Here is a 17,925-nt window from a genome sequence, read left to right on the forward strand (position 1 = left end):
CGTATGAAAGTCGGACTCATCTCCGACGTTCACGGCAACCGGGTCGCCCTCGAGACCGTCCTCTCTGCGATGCCGTCGGTCGACGAGGTGCTCTGTGCCGGCGACGTCGTCGGCTACAACCCCTGGCCGGCCGAGTGTGTCGACGAACTCCGGGAGCGCGACGTCCCGACGGTGATGGGAAACCACGACGCGGCCGTCGCCGCTGAGACACCGTTTCGGTTCAACGGGATGGCACGAGCGGGCGTCGAGTACGCGAAACGCCACCTCTCCGAGGACCACCTCGAGTGGCTCGCCGACCATCCAGCCGAACGCCTCGAGTGTGACGGCCGGATCAAACTCGTTCACGGGCATCCGGACGATCCAGACCGGTACAGCCGCTACACGTACCCGCGGGAGTCCTCGCCGCGGCTGCTCGGCGAGGAGGACGTGCTGGTGCTCGGTCACACCCACGTTCAAGGTGTCGAACGGTACGCCGAGGGGATCGTCGTCAACCCCGGCAGCGTCGGACAGCCCCGCGACGGCGATCCGCGGGCGGGGTATGCCGTCGTCGACCTTGAGACGATGACCGTCGAGAGCCACCGCGTCGAGTACGACGTCGAGGCGGTCCAGGAGGCCGTGGCGGCGACGGATCTCCCCGAGCAGATCGGGACGCGTCTCACGCGCGGGAAGTAACGTCGAGAGACCGCTGTAGAAACAACCGTTTTATGCGAACGCCGCCGCTACTGTCGACTATGGTAGTGCCAGGCTGCGTCGCGTGCACCGGAATCGAACGATCCCGCCGCGCCGTGGCCCGGTGTTGTCGGTCACCACCGTCAGCCTCGATCCGACCGCCTCGCCCGCCCACCGAACACGTCCTCGAGGTACCGACGAGCGATGTTCGGACAGCTGCGTGAGGACACCCGGGCGATGTGCGAGCGCGACCCGGCGGCGAAACGCTGTCTCGAGGTCGCACTGGCCTATCCCGGCGTTCACGCGGTCTGGGGACACCGGATTACCCACCGACTGTGGAACGCCGGCTTTCGGCTCGTCGCCAGGCTCGTGTCGCACCTCGTCCGCCTACTGACCGGCGTCGAAATCCACCCTGCCGCGACGATCGGCCGGCGGGTGACGATCGATCACGGGATGGGCGTCGTCATCGGCGAGACGGCCGTGGTCGGTGACGACGTTCACATGTACCACGGCGTCACGCTCGGCGGGGACACGAACGAGCCCGTGAAACGACATCCGACGGTCGAGGACGGGGTGAAGATCGGTGCGAACGCGACACTGCTCGGCGATATCACGATCGGCGAGAACGCCGCCGTCGGCGCGGGGTCGGTCGTCACCGGCGACGTCGACGCGGGGACGACCGTCGCTGGCGTACCGGCACAGCCGATCGGCGAGTGAGCCAGACCGATTCGACTCGAGCGAGTCCGCGAAACGTTCCCGACGGCGTCGCTCGTCGACCGACACCATCACTACTGTTGGTCGTCGCTGACCGCCCCGTCGGTTCCCGGCGGCGACCCCTCGGCGGAGACGCCATCCTCACTCTCGACGTCGCTCGCGGATTCGCCGACCGCGTCCTCGGTTCCCTCCTCGGGATCGGAGACGTAGCCGAGTTCGAACCAGAGCTTCGCCGTACAGTCGAACGCCTCCTCGTCGAGTTCGGTATCCCCTTCCTCCTGATCGAGATAGCCGTTACAGCGGTTGTGTTCGACGACGTTCATCAGCGACGCCGCGGAGCCACACGCCGGGCAGTCGATGTAGTAGTTTCCCTCCTCGTTCTGGTGCCACGAGTCCGGCGTCAGTTTGGTGTAGGCGGCCTTCTCGTTGCGTCCGCTCATACTGGATCGAACGGCCTCCGGGCGGGTAAACGCGGGCCCGGAGCACGCAACCAGCCGCGGGGACCAGACGATCCGAAAACGCGTACGACTCGAGCGTCACGTCACGGTCGGCGCACGCGGGGGAGCCACCGGGGAACGCGCTCGCGGTAGCGGTCGTACTTTTCGCCGTACGCCTCGGCCAGGTGTGGCTCCTCGTACTCGAGGACTCGATTGTGAAAGCCGATCCAGCAGCCGGCGGCCCACCAGCAGATCGAGACGGATCGAAAGCGAAGCGCCTGCCCGACGATCACCAGCAGGACGCCGACATACATCGGGTTTCGGACGTAGGCGTAGATCCCGCCGGTGACCAGTTCATCCGGATCGTCGGTCGGTGACGGCGTCCCCTCTCCTTCGGTGACGAACCGCCACGCGGTGTGGGCGTACAACAGCGATCCCACGAGGATCGATGCCGATCCCGCGGTTCGCGCGAACCGCGAATCGAGGGGAACTCGCGGATGGGGTCGCCAGCGCTGGAGTGCGCGAGGAATCGCGACTGCGACGGTAAACGGGACGAGAAGCGTGAACGCGGCCGTCTTCAGAACGATCCGTGGTGAGGCCATATCGGACTGACGACGGACGAGCCGAAATATCCTCGGGCGTCGCTCCCGACGCCGACGCACTGCTCACACCAGCGTCTCGAGCAACTCCTCACCGGCCGCAAGCAACTCGTCGACGCGGTCGCCGTCCGTCGCCTCGGCATAGACGCGCAAGACGGGTTCGGTACCGCTGGGACGGACGAGCAGCCACGAGCCGTCGACGAGCTGAAGTTTGAAGCCGTCGGCGGTGTTGACGTCCTCGACCGCGGTTCCGGCGACCGCGTCGGGAATTCGTTCCTCGAGGCTGTCGATAACCCGGGCTTTCTCGTGATCCGAGCAGGCAACGCTCGTCTTGTCCTGGACGACGGTTCCGTGTTCGGCGAGCAGGCGGTCGACGCGATCGTCGATCGGTTCCTCGGCGTGCATCGCGGCCGCGAGCAGTGCGATCAGGACGCCGTCTTTCTCGCGGACGTGGCCTCGAATCGTGAAGCCGCCCGACTCTTCGCCGCCGACTAAGGCGTCGCCGTCGGCCATCGCCTCGGCGACCCACTTGAAGCCGACCGGCACCTCGCGGACGCTCTCCCCGTGGGCCGCCGCGACGCGGTCGATCAGGAACGTGGTCGAAACCGACCGGACCGCTGGGCCCGAATCGTCCGCCAAGAGGTAGTCGTACAGCGCGGCGAAAAAGAGGTTCTCGTCGAGGAATCCGCGTTCGGGCGTGACGAGGGCGATCCGGTCGGCGTCGCCGTCGTTTGCGATCCCGAGATCGGGGCCGTCCTCGTCGGTGACGACGTCGGCGAGTTCCGTCAGGTTCTCCGCCGACGGCTCGGGCGCGCCGCCGCCGAAGGTTGGATCCTGCTCACAGCGCAGCCCCTCGAGAGATGCGCCGGCACTCGAGAGCAGGTCGTCGGTGGTTCCGCGGCCGCTGCCGTGCATGGCGTCGTAGGCGACGGTGAGCCCCGAGAGGTCGACGTCGCCGGTGATCGACTCGACGAGTTCGAGGGCGGCGTCCGCGTGCGGGGTGACGAGGTCGACCTCGCGGACGGTGCCGTGTTCGGCCTCGGGGAGCGGATCGGGGTCGGCGAGGCGGTCCGCGATCGCGTCGGTCACCTCGGGGAGCGCCGGCGCGCCGTCGTCGGGAATGAATTTGACGCCGTTGTACTCCGGCGGGTTGTGCGAGGCCGTGACGGCCAATCCCCCCGCGAGGTCGCGTTCGACGATGGCGTGTGCAATCAGCGGCGTCGGCCGATCCCGTTCGGGGAGCACGACGTCGAATCCGTTGGTACAGAGGACCCGTGCCAGTTCCTCCGCGAACCCACGGGAACTCTCCCGGGCGTCGTAGCCCACGACGACGGGACCCTCGAGCCCCTCGTCGGCGAGATACGTGGCGACCGCCTGCCCGACCCTCCGGACCCGTGGCGTCGTAAACTCCTCGAGCGTCGTCCGCCAGCCGTCCGTACCAAACGTAATGGCACCCATACGTGATTCTCGACACCAGTTGTAAAAAGGGCGACGCCGACGTGCACATCAGGAAAACGAAATCCAGTGGAGACGTCAGTTCCCAAGATTCGAACGCCGACTTCAGGGGTCACTCGAGGCCGACCAGTTGCTCTTTCTCCGCGCGACTCAGCTGCTTGATCTCGTACTCCCGGGACATTGCCCGCGAGCGCGAGTCGTAGCGCTCGTGGTACCTGAGTTCGACCGGCGTCCGCCCGCGCGTGTACTTCGCCCCCTCGCCGGCGTCGTGCTCGTCGACGCGTCGCTCGAGGTCAGTCGTGTAGCCGGTGTAGAAGGTGTTGTCGGCACACTCGAGGACGTAGACGACGTGATCGTCTCCGGACATCGACCGATCGTACGGAGGCGGTGTCGAAAAGTGACTCGACTACGCGTCGTTCGTCGTCGAAAGGGGTCCGCCGGTAGCTCGATACGTTTCTCGCTACGTGCCGCGTGCGCGTTCTTTCGCTACCTCCGCGATTCCGGCGTTCGCGGAGCAGCTGATACACGCGTGGATCTCGCCGGATTCGTCGGCGAATACACGCGCAAATCGTTCTGAGACGTGCGCATCACAATGGTTACATTTGGGCATTGGGCACACCGGCCGGAGCCGGTACCGAACAATACCCATCGAGAATTTAAAAATGCTTTCCCATACACTGTTTGGTGTTTGGATAACGGGATATTTGTTTTTGGTATCAGTATCATCGAACCGCTCGATCGTTCACCCCGGCCGAGTGCTATCCACTCCTCATACGGACTGTTGTAACTGTTTAGCGCCGTACTCGGACGACGGCTCCCTGGGATGGTGGTATTGACGACACCAGCTCGTATCAGTGACACGCGTACTCGGATCCACCACACATCAGGTGGATCGTTCGCGAGCGGACTCGAGGGCGCGCGCGAGCGCAATTTTACCGCTCGAGCGGGGAGCGGTTCCGGTCAGCGATTCATGAAACATATACTTTCCGGTGGTAGTGGTCGTCGAAACAGGCGAATCAACCGCTGTTTCACCGGTATCTCTTGGAATAACCAAAATGTTTATATGGGGTAAAAGGAAATCGGTATATCGTATGGCAGACCTTATCGTCAAAGCCGCCGTGAAGGAAGCGCTCGATGACAAGAACGTCGCCTCGGACTTCTACGATGCACTCGACGAGGAAGTCGACGAACTCCTCGAAGATGCTGCCCGTCGAGCGGAAGCGAACGACCGCAAGACCGTCCAGCCGCGCGACCTGTAAGGGACGCCACTCGAGTGCTTTTTTATCGGCCCAACGTCAGGTAGCGACGGCTACACGTTAGCGGCGATAACTGTGAAAACAGAACACGGATGATCGAGTCGACACCGATCAGTGTTCTCGTTGCTCGAGATACTTCTTCGTTCGGCCGACGACGACGTGATCGGCCGACCGAAGCTCGGAGATCGACGCCGAGCCGGTGACGAACATCGCGGTCCGAAGCTCGAGCGTGAGCGTCTCGATGAGGTCGACGACCGCGTCGGTCCCCCGACCGGCCGGCGAGAGAAACGGCTTCGCGAGCCCGCCCGCGCTCGCACCGAGGGCGATGGCCTTCGCGACGTCCAGCCCAGATCGGACGCCGCCACTCGCGATCACGGTCTCGTGTTGGCTCGCCGCCTCGAGCGTGCTCACCACCGTCGGCACACCCCAGGCGCGAAACAGCCGGCCGATCGCCTCCTGGCGCTCGGCGCCGACGGCGGCGGCCCGGTAGGACTCGATACCCGACCACGTCGTTCCGCCCTGTCCGGCGACGTCGATCGCATCGACGCCGGCGTCGGCGAGTCGTCGTGCGGTCGTCCGCGAGATACCGTTGCCCGTCTCCTTGACGACGACCGGAACCGACAGCTCCTTGGCGACGCGTTCGATCTCGGCGAGACAGCCACGAGCGTCGACGTCCCCTTCCGGCTGGACGGCTTCCTGTAAGAAGTTGAGGTGGATCGCCATCGCGTCCGCGTCGATCATCTCGACGGCCCGCTCGACGTCAGAAACGTCGTACTCGAGTAACTGCGCCGCGCCAACGTTTCCGTAGAGAAAGGCATCGGGAGCGACCTCACGCGCGACGGTGTAGGACTCGAGTACGCCCTCGTCGTCGAGTTCCAGGCCAGCGCGCTGGCTACCGACACCCATCGCGACGTTCGTCTCTTGGGCGGCCTCGGCGAGTGCACGGTTGATCTTCGTCGTGTTCGGGTGGCCGCCGGTCATACTCTCGATGACGATCGGAGCCGCCAGTTCGTGCCCGAGTAGCGTCGTCGTCGTGTCGATCTCGTCCCGGTGGATCTCGGGAAGTGCCTCGTGGACGAGTTCGACGTCCGCGAACCCCGAACCGGACGTCTCGACGTCTTCTTCTTCGATGATTCGAATGTGGTCGTCTTTCCTGTCGGATGTCTCGGGCATCGATCGTCTCGAGGAAGGGTTGTCCCGACGGGGTAGAAAACCTGTCCATTCCGACCGCTCGACCAGCCCGTACTCCGAGTCGAGGGTTTCCGAAAGCGATAGGATGTCAACACGGGATGGTACGGAGCCTCCTGATCGGATTCGCGACGCTCGAGACCATCGCACTGCGACGGGTCTGCCCCGGTCGATCGGTCGGCCATCGTCCGGGAATCAGCCGTCGGGAACCGTCTCAGTACTCCCGTATCTCGACCCCCTCGTCGGTCCCGACGTAGGCCGCGTCGGCCATCCCGACGAATAGGCCGTGTTCGACCACACCCGGGACGCTCGAGAGTCGCGTCGCCAGTTCGTCGGGTGCGTCGATCTCGCCGAACGCACAGTCTAAAAGCAGGTTTCCGTTGTCGGTGACGACCGGCCCGTCTTTGTGCGTGGCGTCGCGAAGCGTCGGTTCGCCGCCGATCCTCCGGATCTCGTCGGCGACGAGCGCGTGGGCGTCGGGGAGTACCTCGAGTGGCACCGACTGTTCGAGTGTGTCCGAGAGTTTCGACGGGTCGGCGACGACGACGAACCGGTCCGCCGCGGAGTCGACGAGCTTCTCGCGCGTCTGCGCGCCGCCGCCGCCCTTGACGAGCGCACCGAATCCCGACGCGTCGGGGTCGTCTGCGATCTGGTCTGCGCCGTCGATGGCGATATCGATCCCGTCGACGGCGTCGAGACACGAAAGCGGGATACCGACCTCGAGTGCGAGTTGACGCGACTGGAACGACGTCGGGATTCCCCGAACCGTGAGCCCGTCGTCGACGGCTCGTCCGATCGCCCGGATCGCGTGGGCGGCCGTCGAGCCGGTCCCGAGCCCGACCACGTCGCCGTCGTCGACCTCCTCGGCCGCCCGTTCACCGGCGCGACGTTTCGCTTCCCTGGAGCCACCCTCCGTCTTCATACGTCCTCACGCGAGCGGCGGCGGGAAAAACGTTACCGAACGCGCTACTCGAACGCTGGCTCCCGATCCTCGAGGAACGCCGCAACCCCCTCCTGTTGATCGTGGGTTCCAAAGAGGCCGGTGAACGCCCGTTTCTCGTAGTCGAGCCCGCTGGTCTGGGACCCCTCGTACCCCTGGTTGATCGACTCCTTCGCTGCTCGAATCGCGACGGCCGGCTTCGCCGCGAGCCGTTCCGCGAGTTCCGTCGTGACGGCCTCGAGTTCCTCGTCGGGGACGACCTCGCCGACGAGTCCGGCCTCGGCCGCACTCTCGGCGTCGAGTCGCTCGCCGAGGAAGATCATCCGGCGCGCGGTCTCGTCGCCGACGATCCGCGGAAGTCGCTGGGTCGCCCCCCAGCCGGGGATGATCCCCAGATCGATCTCCGTGTTACCGATGACCGCCGATTCGGCCGCGATCCGGAGATCACAGGCCAGCGCCATCTCACATCCCCCGCCGAACGCGTAGCCGTTTATCGCGGCGATCGTCGGCGCTGGAAACGACTCGAGCGCGTCGGCGACCTCGTGGCCGAGGTCGACCCACTCGCGGGCCTCCTCGGTTGGGAGATCCTGCATGTGCGCGATGTCGGCACCCGCGATGAACGCGTCGTCTCCCGAACCGGTGAGGACGAGCGCTCGAGCGTCCTCCTCGGCCGCCTCGGCGAGGGCGTCGGTCATTCCCTCGAGCGTCTCTACGTTCAACGCGTTCATCGCGTCCGGCCGGTCGATCGAAAGCGTCGCGACGTCGTCGTCGATCTCGAGTCGAACTGTCTCCCAGGACATACCGCACGGTCTGTGGGCAGGGCACAAATGGATTTGGTCGATCGACCCGTCGGGTTCGGATGTCGGAGGTGTACGCCGGAACGCGTGATACGGATTGCTGTAACGGTTTACCGGCGAAACCACAGACGGCTCGTGGTTTCGCCGGTAACGATTTACAGCAGACCGTATGACAGGAACCCGTCTGAAACGACAGACAGCGGACCGTCTCACGATGTGAGCGGCGGGCAACGGGTATTTGGGGAGGGGCGTTGGACGGTCGACATGGACGACCGTGACGCCCGTCCTCGGCGAGCGGTTCTCGCTTTCATTGCCACCGGTACGGCGGCCGTCGCGGCGGCCGGAATCGCAGGCGGCGACACCGGCGATACAGAACGGCGAACCGAAACGGAAGCCAGCGAGACGGCGGACGACTCGAGCGAGACCATGACAGTCAGAGACGCCATCGCGGTTCGATTCGACCACTGCAAGCGAGTCCACATCGAGGGAACGCATCGGTCGTTCAGCCACGCGACCGTGCTCTCGTGGGAAGCGGACGTCCTAACGCAGGGGGTGGTAGCCGAGGAGCAGTGGACGACGGTCACCGACCTCCCCGCGACGGTGGCGCTGCCGGGAGGGCCGAACGAACCCGCCCCCGCGGCCCTGCGCGGGGTTCGGATCGCGACGCGAACGGGCGAGGAGTTCACGGAAACCGCTCCCGGAAACTGCCGGGCGCTCGTCGAGCGGTATATCGAGGATCGCGACCGAGACAGCTAGTGCTTTGGCAAGCCTCCACTGCAGTAACGTCCAGCAAACCGTAATTGACGTTCGAGACGGATCCGTCGAGTGGAGGCCGTAACTCCAAGGCAGTTCGACGCGTACCCAACGTATGGCGACTCGAACGAGCGAATCACGGCTCCCCGACCCCGGATCGGTACTCCGAGCGATCGGTTTCGTCGTCTTAGTGAACGTCGTCGGGGGCGTCCCCGGAATTCTCTCGAGTCCCGACTCGGCCTGGTTCCGGAGCCTCGAGAAGCCGGCGTTTTACCCGCCGGAGCTCGCCTTCCCGGTGGCGTGGACGCTGTTGTTCGTCCTCATGGGTCTCGCGCTCTGGCTCGTCTGGCGATCCGACGCCGACGGCCGGCGGCTCGCCATCGGGTTGTTCGCCCTCCAGATGGTCTTCAACGTCGCCTGGACGCCGGCCTTTTTCTCGCTCGAGGCGCCACTGGTGGGTCTGGCCGTCATCCTGATCCTCTGGGTGTTGGTCGCCGCGACGATCGGCTCGTTCCGCCGGGTCGACCGCCGTGCGGCGGCGTTGCTCGTCCCGTACATCGCGTGGGTGACGTTCGCGGCTGTGCTCAACTTCGAAATCTGGCGGCTGAACGCGTGACTCCACACCGGCGGTAGACTCGGCCGACCGGCCGTGGCCGTCACAGCTCCGGAAGCCACCACGTGAGTCCGATCGCGACGACCGCGAGGACGGCGAGCACCAGATACCCCTCGTCGAAGAAGCCCCGTTCGGCGAACGCGCCGAACAACACCGGGCTCGCGGCCCCGATCGTCATGTAGAACGTCCGCAGGACGCCGAGCCCGGTCCCCTTCATGTCCTGGGGGAAGGCGGCGGTCATGTACGGCAGCGTGATCGTCCCGTAGCCGAGGATGCTCGAGAGCAGTACCGTCCCCGCCACGAGGGGCCAGAACCCCTCGAGAAACGGAAGAGCGGCGAGTGCGACCGCCACGATCCCGAGGACGACCGGGAGCGAACGCCGCGCACCGATTCGGTCGTACACGCCGCCAGTGAGGGGCTGAACGACGATTCCGAGCGCGAAAAAGGCGCTGAACAGCCCCGTCGCGACCGGCGCTGAGAGTTCTTTGACCTCAATCAGGTAGGTCGGGTAGAAGCCCGTAAACGCCTGCCAGACGGAGTAGGTGAGGATCTGGACCGCCGTCACGACGACGATCGGTCGTCGCCGTAGCTGTGAGGCGACGTACTGGAGGGTGTCTCTCGAGATGGCGTCGACGGCGCTCGTCTCGCCCGACGTTCGTCCGGGGACGGCGTACCACAGCAGAAGTGCCGTGAGGCCGAACGCGGGGACGGACAGCCAGAAGCCGTACTGCCAGGCGAGCGTCGTCGCGATTGCGCCGGCTGCAAGCGGGAGGACGGCGTTGCCGACTTCACCCGCCGCCAGTGTGATACCGATCGCGGCCCCCTCGTGTTCGGGGAAGACGTCCGAGAGGATGGTGAACCTGGCGACGCCGTACAGCGCGGTCCCGAACCCAAACGCGGCTGTCGCGACGAAGACGAGGGTGCCGGAGTCGACGGCCGCGACGGCCCCGAGCGCAACCGCCGAGACGAGCGTGCTCGCGACGAGGACGTTCCCCTCACCGATTCGGTCCGAGAGGACGCCACCGGGAAGCTGTCCGAGCGCGTACGCGAGCCAGAGCACCGACAACAGGACGCCGGCCCCCGTCAGTCCCAGCCCGAGATCCGATTGGAGAAACGGCAACAACACGGGGTAGGCGAGTCGAACGCCGATCGAGAGGAACCAGCCGGCTGCAACGGCGAACAGGATCTTCCCGCGCCCCTCCGACAGGATCTCCCTCACCGTCGACGCTCGCTCGAGGCCCACTAGTCTGGACACGGTGGTAGTGGCGCTTGGGTGGCGACCGCTATGAGGGCTGCACAACGGTACGGCCTTGCCGATATCGGGGGTACTCTTTCGTTGCAGTAGTCTTTGACGTCGCTCGCCGACCGACTATCCGTTCGTCGAAACACGGTTAGACGGGGACGAACTCGAGGGCGAGCCAGGCGAGTACGGCGGCGTAGATGGGGATCGTCAGGTTGTCGTCGACGATGAAGTCGCCGATCCGTACCGTGATTCCGTCGGCGACGGTCGCACCCAGCGCTGCGGCCACGATAGCGGCCGGGTTCGCGAGAAACGGCGCGGCGATCGCTCCCGAGACGACGAACATCGTGGCGAGCACTTTCGGACTCTTGACTCGTCTGAGCGAGTCGTCGGAGACCGCGCCGCTGATCGGATCACCCAGCGCCAGCATCAACATCGCCGGCAGCGCGATCGCCGGTGGAAAGACCACCACGACGATCGTCATGCTCACCATGTAGTAGCCGTAGCCGGCGAACTGATCCTGCTCGTACTCCCGCGTGAGTTTGTCGTAGAGCCACCACTCGAGGCCGACGCGAAGCCGGAGGAACTCGAGACCGATGGCACCGACCGCGAGGACGACCATCAGGACGCGGAAGTACTGCCAGGTGAGGCCGACCTCGAGATAGTTCGCGAGCAGATAGAGTGCGACGAGTCCGGAGCCGCTCGCGTGGACGAGTCGCCGCTTGAGTTCGTCAGCCATCGCTGTCCGTGTCTTCCGTCGAAGGACGTGACCTTCAGTCCGTCGGTTATCTCCGCCCGCTGGGTCGTTTTCGAGTGGGGCCCGGCTATCCCATCGGGGTTTTCACTGTTGTCCGTCGGCGCCGTGGGCCGGAGACGGCCGCGATCTTCCGAGATGGCAGGACGGTAATCCGTCCCAGCGACTACGACCGCTCGACCCAACGGATTTTACCGCTTTCAGAACAACAGTTCAATATGACTGAGGGGAATGGATCCGAGTACGGGGGGGATCGCTCCCGACCACCCGATCGATCGGCCGAGTCGGGCCGCCGATCGTCGGCAATCGAAACCGAGTACGAAACCATCTTCGATACCGTCGACGACGCGGTGTTTCTCGTCGACGTCGGTCACGATGGGTCTGCATACACCTTCACGTTTCGCCGCAACAACCGTGCCCACGAAGCGCTCACCGGTCTGTCAACCGAAGCGATTCAGGGGAGGCGGCCACACGAAATCCTCGGTGAGGAAGACGCTGCGACCGTCGTCACCACTTATCGCGACTGTGTCGAAAGACGGGAGACGATCGAGTACGAGGAAACGCTCGAGTACCCGACCGGGACCGTCGAGTGGCACACGAAACTCACGCCCATCGTCGAAGACGGGTCGGTAACGCAACTTGTTGGCGTTGCTCGAGACGTCACCGATCGCAACATCCACAAACGCGCACGCCAGCGTATCGAACGGCGGTTATCGCTCGCACTCGACGCCGCCGACGCCGGCGCCTGGGAGTGGGACGTCCAGTCGGGAACCGTAATCTGGAACGATTCCATGGCGGAGTTACTCGGGATCGAACCCAGTGCGTTCGAGGGGAGCTACCAGGCGTTTCTCGATCGGGTCCATCCCGAGGACCGAGACGAACTCGAACGCGTCGTCGAAACTGCCCTCGAGCGGGCGGAAGGGTTCGAACACGAGTTCAGAATCCGCCACGAATCGGGCGAGTATATCTGGAATATCACGCGGGCAGAGCTGATCACCGACGCCAGCGGGGAGCCCGATCGAATGATCGGTGTCGGTATCGACATCACTGATCGCAAAGAACGGGAGCAAGAGTTAGATCGAAACAGAGAACGACTCCGAGTACTGTTCGAAAAAGCGCCGGACGGAATCGTCGTCCACGACGCCGACGGGACCGTCTACGACGTCAACGAGACGCTCGCCGACATGCTCGGATACGACCGAGACGAACTGCGCTCGATGACGGTTCCCGACTTCGAAGTCGGCGCTGACGTCGCGAAACTGCAGGACCGATGGAAGTCGATGAAACCCGGCTTGATACACAACATCGAGGTAAGCGGGGTTCATCGGCGACGAGACGGGTCGACTTACCCCGTCGACGTCTGGGTGAGCAAAGTCACGCCCGACGCGGAAGCCGAGCCGCTGTTCATCGCAATCTGTCGGGACGTAACCGAGACCGTCGAGTACGAGCGGGAGCTAGAACGGTACAAGGAACTCGTCGACAACGTCCCCGTGGGAATCTACCGGAACACGCCGGGAAAAGCGGGTGAGTTCCTCGAGGTCAACCCGGCGATGGTCGAGCTGTTCGACGCAGACTCGGCCGAGCAGTTGCTCGACCACGACGTGCGAGAACTCTACGCTGACTCGACGGAACGGCAAGCGTTCGCCGACCGTCTCGAAGCGGAGGGCCGCATTACTGAATCCGAACTGGAACTCGAGACACTTTCCGGCGAGCGGTTCTGGGGATCGGTGACGGCGATCGCTACGACCGTCGATGGAGAGACGTACTTCGACGGCGTTATCCAGGACATCACCGAGCGCACGGAGATGGAAGCAGCGCTGCGACGACGTGAGGCGCGGTTCCGGCGGATGTTCGAGCGACATAGCGCGCCAATGCTGTTGATCGATCCGGAGTCGGGTTCGATCCGGGATGCAAACGAAGCCGCTGCCGAGTTCTACGGCTACTCGACCGAAGCGCTCGCCTCGAGGAATATCGAGTCGATCAACTGTCTTTCGCCCGAGGAAGTGGCCCGGGAACGCACGCGTGCCGAACGGGAGGATCGCAACTACTTCGTCTTCGACCACGAACTGGCAAGCGGCGAGGTCCGAACGGTCGAGGTCCACTCCTCTCCCATTACGATAGACGACGACGATTTCCTCTTCTCGATCGTCCACGACATCACAGAACGGGTCGATTACGAGACACAACTCGAAGAGCAGCGGGACAACCTCAAGATTCTCAACGAGGTTGTTCGCCACGACATCCGGAACGATCTCCAGCTCGTCCACGCGTACGCCGAGATGCTCGAGGGGAACGTCACCGAGGGGATGCAAGACGAACTCGACACGGTCAGACAGAGCGCCGAAAACGCGATCGAACTCACGATGACTGCGCGCGACCTGGCCGAGGTGATGTTACAAACCGACATCGAGGACAAACGGATCTCGCTCCAGCGAACGATCGAGGAGGAGATCGCAGAGGTCAGATCGACACATCCGGAAGCGAACGTGACCGTCGAGGGAACGCTTCCCCGAACGGACGCCGTCGCCGACGACATGCTATCTGCGGTGTTTCGAAACATCCTGAAAAACGCCGTTCAGCACAACGATACGGAAACCCCGGAGATAACCGTCCGTTCCGAGACGCGCGACGATCGAGTCGCGGTTTACGTCGCCGACGACGGTCCAGGGGTTCCGGACGAACAGAAAGAGACGATCTTCGGAAAAGGCGAGAAAGGACTCGAGAGTGCGGGCACCGGGATCGGACTGTACCTCGTCGAGACCCTCGTCGACAGGTACGGTGGCGACGTCTGGGTCGAAGACAACGAGCCCGAGGGTGCCGTGTTCGTCGTCGAGTTACAGCGAGCACGCTGAGCAGCGGGAACCGAAACTGCCCGTCCGAACTGATACGGAACGGGAATCGAACCTGTCCGCCGGTTCACGAGCCGACGACAGCTCCACTCGAGCCGACTACAGCTCCTCGAAGGCCATCTCGCCGGCTCGAATCGCCGACAACGTCTCCGCGAGGGCGTCGACGGAGAGGCGCTTTTGGTCGGTCGTATCCCGCTCGCGGACAGTGACGGTCGTCTCCGTCTCTTCTACCGTCTCGTAGTCGACCGTCACGCAAAACGGCGTGCCGACCTCGTCCTGACGGCGGTAGCGCCGACCGATGTTGCCCGAGTCGTCGTAGGTCACGGAGAGACCCGCATCGCGCAGGTTGGCGACGATCTCTTCGGCGTGTGCGACGAGTTCGTCGTCGCTCTGGAGCGGGAAGACGCCGACGAAGGTTGGCGCGACCTCGGGCTCGAGTTCCAGATAGGTGCGCTCCTCGCCCGAGACCTCGTCCTCGCGGTAGGCGTGGTGGAGGACGGTGTAGACCAGCCGGTCGACGCCGAAGGAGGGTTCGACGACGTGGGGCGTGATGTGCTCGCCGGCCTCGGTCTGCTCTTCGACGGCGAAGCCGGTCTTCTCGACGGGAATATCGTGAGTCTCGCCCTCGAGGGCGATCTCGATGGTGTCTCCCTCGAACGCAGCGCGATCGCGGGCCGCGAGCGCCTCGAGTTCCGAGACGACGGCCTGGGCGTCGCCGCCGAACTCCGGTCCCAGATAACTCATGTCGGGATCGACCGTCGCGCGCTCGACGGTCTTCGGCTCGTCGTACTGCTTGAAGATCGTAAAGCGGTCGTCGGAGTACTCCTCGTGTTTCGAGAGGTCGTAGTCGCCCCGGTAGGCGAAACCGGCCATCTCGATCCAGTTCCCATCGATTTCGCTCTCGGCGTCCCAGCAATCTGCCGCGTAGTGGGCGCGCTCGCCCGAGAGGTGCTGGCGGAACCGGAACCGGTCCATGTCGACGCCCACGGAGTCGTACCATGGCTTCGCGACGCCGAGGAAGTAGGCGACCCACTCGTCGCAGATGATGCCCTCGGAGACGGCGTCGCCGATGGTCGTCTCGATCTCGGAGCCGTCCTCGCTGTTTTGCTCGCTGGCCGGGTAGAGCGTCACCTCGACGTCTGCGACGCGCTCGAGGTCTGGCTCGTCTTCTTCTGGGTCGACGAAGTACTCGAGTTCGGCCTGCGTAAATTCGCGGGTCCGGATGATCGAGCGCCGGGGACTGATCTCGTTGCGATAGGCGCGGCCGATCTGGGTGACGCCGAAGGGGAGCTGGTTGCGGGCGTACTCCTTCAGCCGGGGGAACTCGACGAAGATGCCCTGTGCGGTCTCGGGACGCAGGTAGCCTGGGTCGGAGTCGCCGGGGCCGATGTTCGTCGCGAACATGAGGTTGAATGCCTCGACGGCGACGTCCGCGAGGCCAGCGCCACACTCCGGACAGACGAGTTCGTACTCGGCGATGACCTCCTCGACCTCCGGAATGGGGAGACTCTCTGCGTCCTCGTACTCCGTATTGTCCTCGACGAGGTGGTCGGCTCGACTGCTCGCGCCACACTCTGGACACTCGATCAGCATGTCGTCGAAACCGTCGAGGTGGCCCGACGCCTCGAAGACGGGCTCGGGCATGATCGTCGGCGCGTCGATCTCCATGTTACCCTCGGCGACGGCGAAGCGGTCGCGCCAGGCGTCCTCGACGTTGCCCTTCAGGGATGCACCCTGCGGACCGAAGGTGTAGAAGCCGCCGACGCCGCCGTAGGCTCCCGAGGACTGGAAGAAGTAGCCGCGGCGCTTGGCGAGTTCGACCAGCTTCTCGCTCGTTGCTGCTGTCTCGTCTGCGTCCGTCTGTGCGTGCTCACTCATAGAGTGCCTCGAGAATGTCGACGTCCCGGACGATGCCGACGAGCTGTTCGCCGGTCACCATCGGGATCTGCTCGATGTCCTTGCTGATCATCCGCTGGGCGGCTTCCTGGACCGGGGTCTCCGCCGAGACTGTCACGACCTCCTCGGTCATGAACTCGCCGACCGGCCCGTTGGGAAGCTCGATGTCCCGCGTCGGGAGATAGCGGCTGCCGACGCCTTTGACGCCTTCCCAGGACCACTGGGAGTCCTGGTCGGGGAAGTTGTTGCCGGTCTCCTCTTCGCCCTCGACGATGCGGGCGACGTCGATGATGTCGACCTCCGTGAGGACGCCACTCATCCGGCCGTCGTCGTCGAGTGCGACCGTGTAGGGGACGTTGGCGTAGGAGAGTTCGCGTTCGGCGACCGGCAACGGCGCGCCCTCGTAGGTCGTGTTCACGTCCGTGCTCGCGTACCGTTCGACGGTCTCGTCGGTCTCCTGGTCGCCCGCCGCGATGGCGTGGACGACGTCGGTCACGGTAACGATCCCCTCGAACTCGCCGTCGACGACGGGGACGCGACGCGCGTCCTCCTCGACCATCGTTCGCGCGACGTCCGGGAGCGTGGTGTCCGCAGTCGTCGTCGGCACGTCGTCCATCAGCATGACGAGTTGGTCCTCGTCGGGCTGTTCGATCAGGACGTCTCGCGAGACCAGTCCGCGGTACTCCAGACCGTCGTCGGTCGGTTTGACGACCGGAACCGAGGAGAACGATCGCTCTTGGAGGTACTCGAGGACGTCGGATCGAGTGCCCGGTAATTCGGCGGTCACCACGTCCTCGCGAGGCGTCATCGCGTCGGCTACGTTCATATCCCCACGGTACGGCGAAAATGAGTATAAACCCAGTGTTTCCCGTGTCGTGGATGACCCCCACCGAGACCGGTCTACGGATCGGACAGTTCAATCGACGAGTTTATATGTGGGTGTGTGTGACTCTCATACATGGCGATGAACCCCCACGCCACGACCGAATGCGATACGATCGTTGGATCGATCGACTCGGCCGGTAGGAACGACCGCGACGAGTACGTCATCGCCGATATCTCGGCCGATGGCGCATGGCTCTCGATGCAGGCCGAGGCGGCACCGACGCTTTCGGCCTGGCGGTAACCGAAGCAGGGGGCGGGACTGGGGGGTCTCGTTACGTCTTTCTCGCGGCCAGCGCCCGAATCGTTCACACTCGAGGAATCGAACGTCTTCTTCGATACCGTTAGTACCGAGGAGTGAGTTGCTCGCCCATGGTCGGCCCGAAGCCGCCCGGTCGGGACGCTGGCGCTCTCTCGAGTTCCGATACCGAGGGGTCACGGTGGACGACTGCGACGCTCCTCTCGGCGCTCGTTCCGACCACGGTGGCCCGCCGAGCGATCGCAGTCTCCGTCGAGACGGACCGGGACGTCTACGAGGCAGGTGATCCCGTCGCGATCACCATCGAGTTCAAAAACCGGCTGCCGCTGTCGGTCGAGATTCCGACTCCGAGCCGACGACGCTGGGGGTGGAGCGTCGACGGCGAACTCGAGGCCACCGACGAGCGGCGGTTCGTCGCGGATCGCCCGTCGGCGTTTTCCTTCGATCGGGGCGAACGAAAACGGGCGCAGATCACCTGGAACGGGCGGTTCGAACGCACCCGCGGTCGACACGAGTCGATCGTCCCCGAACCCGGAGAGTACGAGATCCGCGCGTTCGTCGCCACCCACGAGGGGCGCTACCAGCCCGCCGCTTCGACGACGATCGAACTCGAGTGAGACGGTT

19 protein-coding genes are annotated in these 17,925 nt (G+C 64.6%); 8 read left to right on the top strand and 11 right to left on the bottom strand.

The genetic code is table 11. The annotated features are described in order from the left end of the window. Positions 1-3 precede the first annotated feature (3 nt). Both GRS80_RS19530 and cysE read left to right on the top strand, forming a co-directional pair. On the top strand, positions 4-672 hold the full coding sequence (locus GRS80_RS19530; protein WP_160048990.1) for a metallophosphoesterase family protein: 669 nt from the start codon (positions 4-6) through the stop codon (positions 670-672). A gap of 201 nt (positions 673-873) precedes the next feature. Then, on the top strand, positions 874-1,386 hold the full coding sequence (gene cysE / locus GRS80_RS19535; protein ID WP_160048991.1) for a serine O-acetyltransferase: 513 nt from the start codon (positions 874-876) through the stop codon (positions 1,384-1,386). 71 nt (positions 1,387-1,457) lie between these two features. On the opposite strand, the gene GRS80_RS19540 is transcribed toward cysE, so the two are convergent. The 4 genes from GRS80_RS19540 to GRS80_RS19555 form a co-directional block, all read right to left on the bottom strand. Further along, entirely contained in the window at positions 1,458-1,823 is a 366-nt protein-coding gene (locus GRS80_RS19540; protein WP_160048992.1) for a hypothetical protein, read from the bottom strand. 101 nt (positions 1,824-1,924) lie between these two features. Beyond that, positions 1,925-2,422: an isoprenylcysteine carboxylmethyltransferase family protein gene (locus GRS80_RS19545; protein WP_160048993.1), complete on the bottom strand. Its 498-nt coding sequence runs from the start codon at positions 2,420-2,422 to the stop codon at positions 1,925-1,927. Positions 2,423-2,485: 63 nt separating this feature from the next. Next, complete coding sequence (locus tag GRS80_RS19550; RefSeq protein WP_160048994.1) at positions 2,486-3,877, bottom strand: phosphoglucomutase/phosphomannomutase family protein; 1,392 nt, start codon at positions 3,875-3,877, stop codon at positions 2,486-2,488. 109 nt (positions 3,878-3,986) lie between these two features. Then, positions 3,987-4,241 (bottom strand): GIY-YIG nuclease family protein, encoded by a 255-nt coding sequence (locus GRS80_RS19555; RefSeq protein ID WP_160048995.1) that lies wholly within the window; start codon positions 4,239-4,241, stop codon positions 3,987-3,989. A 724-nt stretch (positions 4,242-4,965) separates the two neighbouring features. Here GRS80_RS19555 and GRS80_RS19560 point away from each other — a divergent pair. Then, positions 4,966-5,133 (top strand): DUF1931 family protein, encoded by a 168-nt coding sequence (locus GRS80_RS19560; RefSeq protein ID WP_004267503.1) that lies wholly within the window; start codon positions 4,966-4,968, stop codon positions 5,131-5,133. 108 nt (positions 5,134-5,241) lie between these two features. Here the strand turns inward: GRS80_RS19560 and fni are convergent, their stop codons facing one another. From fni to GRS80_RS19575, 3 genes are all read right to left on the bottom strand, one after another. Next, on the bottom strand, positions 5,242-6,303 hold the full coding sequence (gene fni / locus GRS80_RS19565) for a type 2 isopentenyl-diphosphate Delta-isomerase (RefSeq protein ID WP_160048996.1): 1,062 nt from the start codon (positions 6,301-6,303) through the stop codon (positions 5,242-5,244). A gap of 229 nt (positions 6,304-6,532) precedes the next feature. Next, positions 6,533-7,240: a ribose-5-phosphate isomerase RpiA gene (gene rpiA, locus GRS80_RS19570; protein WP_160048997.1), complete on the bottom strand. Its 708-nt coding sequence runs from the start codon at positions 7,238-7,240 to the stop codon at positions 6,533-6,535. A 44-nt stretch (positions 7,241-7,284) separates the two neighbouring features. Then, positions 7,285-8,058, bottom strand: coding sequence for an enoyl-CoA hydratase-related protein (locus GRS80_RS19575; protein ID WP_160048998.1), 774 nt, complete (start codon positions 8,056-8,058; stop codon positions 7,285-7,287). Positions 8,059-8,319: 261 nt separating this feature from the next. Here GRS80_RS19575 and GRS80_RS19580 point away from each other — a divergent pair, with 261 nt between their 5' ends. Further along, positions 8,320-8,811 (top strand): hypothetical protein, encoded by a 492-nt coding sequence (locus GRS80_RS19580; protein WP_160048999.1) that lies wholly within the window; start codon positions 8,320-8,322, stop codon positions 8,809-8,811. Positions 8,812-8,923: 112 nt separating this feature from the next. Next, positions 8,924-9,424 carry a TspO/MBR family protein gene (locus tag GRS80_RS19585; protein ID WP_160049000.1) on the top strand — a complete coding sequence of 167 codons (501 nt, stop codon included), beginning with the start codon at positions 8,924-8,926 and terminating at the stop codon, positions 9,422-9,424. Between the two features lie 40 nt (positions 9,425-9,464). Here the strand turns inward: GRS80_RS19585 and GRS80_RS19590 are convergent, their stop codons facing one another. Both GRS80_RS19590 and GRS80_RS19595 read right to left on the bottom strand, forming a co-directional pair. After that, a complete protein-coding gene (locus tag GRS80_RS19590; protein WP_343161666.1) occupies positions 9,465-10,676 on the bottom strand; it encodes an MFS transporter in 1,212 nt (403 codons plus the stop codon). Between the two features lie 136 nt (positions 10,677-10,812). Further along, positions 10,813-11,400, bottom strand: a complete 588-nt coding sequence (locus GRS80_RS19595; RefSeq protein ID WP_160049002.1) for a dolichol kinase — start codon at positions 11,398-11,400, stop codon at positions 10,813-10,815. Positions 11,401-11,633: 233 nt separating this feature from the next. On the opposite strand from GRS80_RS19595, the gene GRS80_RS19600 reads away from it, so the two are divergent. Continuing rightward, positions 11,634-14,267 (top strand): PAS domain S-box protein, encoded by a 2,634-nt coding sequence (locus GRS80_RS19600; RefSeq protein WP_160049003.1) that lies wholly within the window; start codon positions 11,634-11,636, stop codon positions 14,265-14,267. A 96-nt stretch (positions 14,268-14,363) separates the two neighbouring features. On the opposite strand, the gene glyS is transcribed toward GRS80_RS19600, so the two are convergent. Next, on the bottom strand, positions 14,364-16,142 hold the full coding sequence (gene glyS, locus GRS80_RS19605) for a glycine--tRNA ligase (protein WP_160049004.1): 1,779 nt from the start codon (positions 16,140-16,142) through the stop codon (positions 14,364-14,366). Continuing rightward, positions 16,135-16,986 carry a CBS domain-containing protein gene (locus GRS80_RS19610; protein WP_160049005.1) on the bottom strand — a complete coding sequence of 284 codons (852 nt, stop codon included), beginning with the start codon at positions 16,984-16,986 and terminating at the stop codon, positions 16,135-16,137. The genes glyS and GRS80_RS19610 overlap by 8 nt, the downstream gene beginning before the upstream one ends. A gap of 132 nt (positions 16,987-17,118) precedes the next feature. Here GRS80_RS19610 and GRS80_RS20550 point away from each other — a divergent pair, with 132 nt between their 5' ends. Beyond that, positions 17,119-17,286 carry a hypothetical protein gene (locus GRS80_RS20550; protein ID WP_200840430.1) on the top strand — a complete coding sequence of 56 codons (168 nt, stop codon included), beginning with the start codon at positions 17,119-17,121 and terminating at the stop codon, positions 17,284-17,286. Positions 17,287-17,414: 128 nt separating this feature from the next. After that, positions 17,415-17,918, top strand: coding sequence for a hypothetical protein (locus GRS80_RS19615; RefSeq protein ID WP_160049006.1), 504 nt, complete (start codon positions 17,415-17,417; stop codon positions 17,916-17,918). Positions 17,919-17,925: the final 7 nt, after the last annotated feature.

This window comes from Natrialba sp. INN-245 (assembly GCF_009807105.1).
In the GTDB taxonomy this organism is placed as follows: Archaea; Halobacteriota; Halobacteria; order Halobacteriales; family Natrialbaceae; genus Natrarchaeobius; species Natrarchaeobius swarupiae.

Bases quoted from the DNA above. Each gene is read 5' to 3' on its own strand.
- GRS80_RS19530 (WP_160048990.1), top strand. From the start codon at position 4: ATGAAAGTCGGACTCATCTCCGACGTTCACGGCAACCGGGTCGCCCTC.
- cysE (WP_160048991.1), top strand. From the start codon at position 874: ATGTTCGGACAGCTGCGTGAGGACACCCGGGCGATGTGCGAGCGCGAC.
- GRS80_RS19540 (WP_160048992.1), bottom strand. From the start codon at position 1,823: ATGAGCGGACGCAACGAGAAGGCCGCCTACACCAAACTGACGCCGGAC.
- GRS80_RS19545 (WP_160048993.1), bottom strand. From the start codon at position 2,422: ATGGCCTCACCACGGATCGTTCTGAAGACGGCCGCGTTCACGCTTCTC.
- GRS80_RS19550 (WP_160048994.1), bottom strand. From the start codon at position 3,877: ATGGGTGCCATTACGTTTGGTACGGACGGCTGGCGGACGACGCTCGAG.
- GRS80_RS19555 (WP_160048995.1), bottom strand. From the start codon at position 4,241: ATGTCCGGAGACGATCACGTCGTCTACGTCCTCGAGTGTGCCGACAAC.
- GRS80_RS19560 (WP_004267503.1), top strand. From the start codon at position 4,966: ATGGCAGACCTTATCGTCAAAGCCGCCGTGAAGGAAGCGCTCGATGAC.
- fni (WP_160048996.1), bottom strand. From the start codon at position 6,303: ATGCCCGAGACATCCGACAGGAAAGACGACCACATTCGAATCATCGAA.
- rpiA (WP_160048997.1), bottom strand. From the start codon at position 7,240: ATGAAGACGGAGGGTGGCTCCAGGGAAGCGAAACGTCGCGCCGGTGAA.
- GRS80_RS19575 (WP_160048998.1), bottom strand. From the start codon at position 8,058: ATGTCCTGGGAGACAGTTCGACTCGAGATCGACGACGACGTCGCGACG.
- GRS80_RS19580 (WP_160048999.1), top strand. From the start codon at position 8,320: ATGGACGACCGTGACGCCCGTCCTCGGCGAGCGGTTCTCGCTTTCATT.
- GRS80_RS19585 (WP_160049000.1), top strand. From the start codon at position 8,924: ATGGCGACTCGAACGAGCGAATCACGGCTCCCCGACCCCGGATCGGTA.
- GRS80_RS19595 (WP_160049002.1), bottom strand. From the start codon at position 11,400: ATGGCTGACGAACTCAAGCGGCGACTCGTCCACGCGAGCGGCTCCGGA.
- GRS80_RS19600 (WP_160049003.1), top strand. From the start codon at position 11,634: ATGACTGAGGGGAATGGATCCGAGTACGGGGGGGATCGCTCCCGACCA.
- glyS (WP_160049004.1), bottom strand. From the start codon at position 16,142: ATGAGTGAGCACGCACAGACGGACGCAGACGAGACAGCAGCAACGAGC.
- GRS80_RS19610 (WP_160049005.1), bottom strand. From the start codon at position 16,986: ATGAACGTAGCCGACGCGATGACGCCTCGCGAGGACGTGGTGACCGCC.
- GRS80_RS20550 (WP_200840430.1), top strand. From the start codon at position 17,119: ATGGCGATGAACCCCCACGCCACGACCGAATGCGATACGATCGTTGGA.
- GRS80_RS19615 (WP_160049006.1), top strand. From the start codon at position 17,415: ATGGTCGGCCCGAAGCCGCCCGGTCGGGACGCTGGCGCTCTCTCGAGT.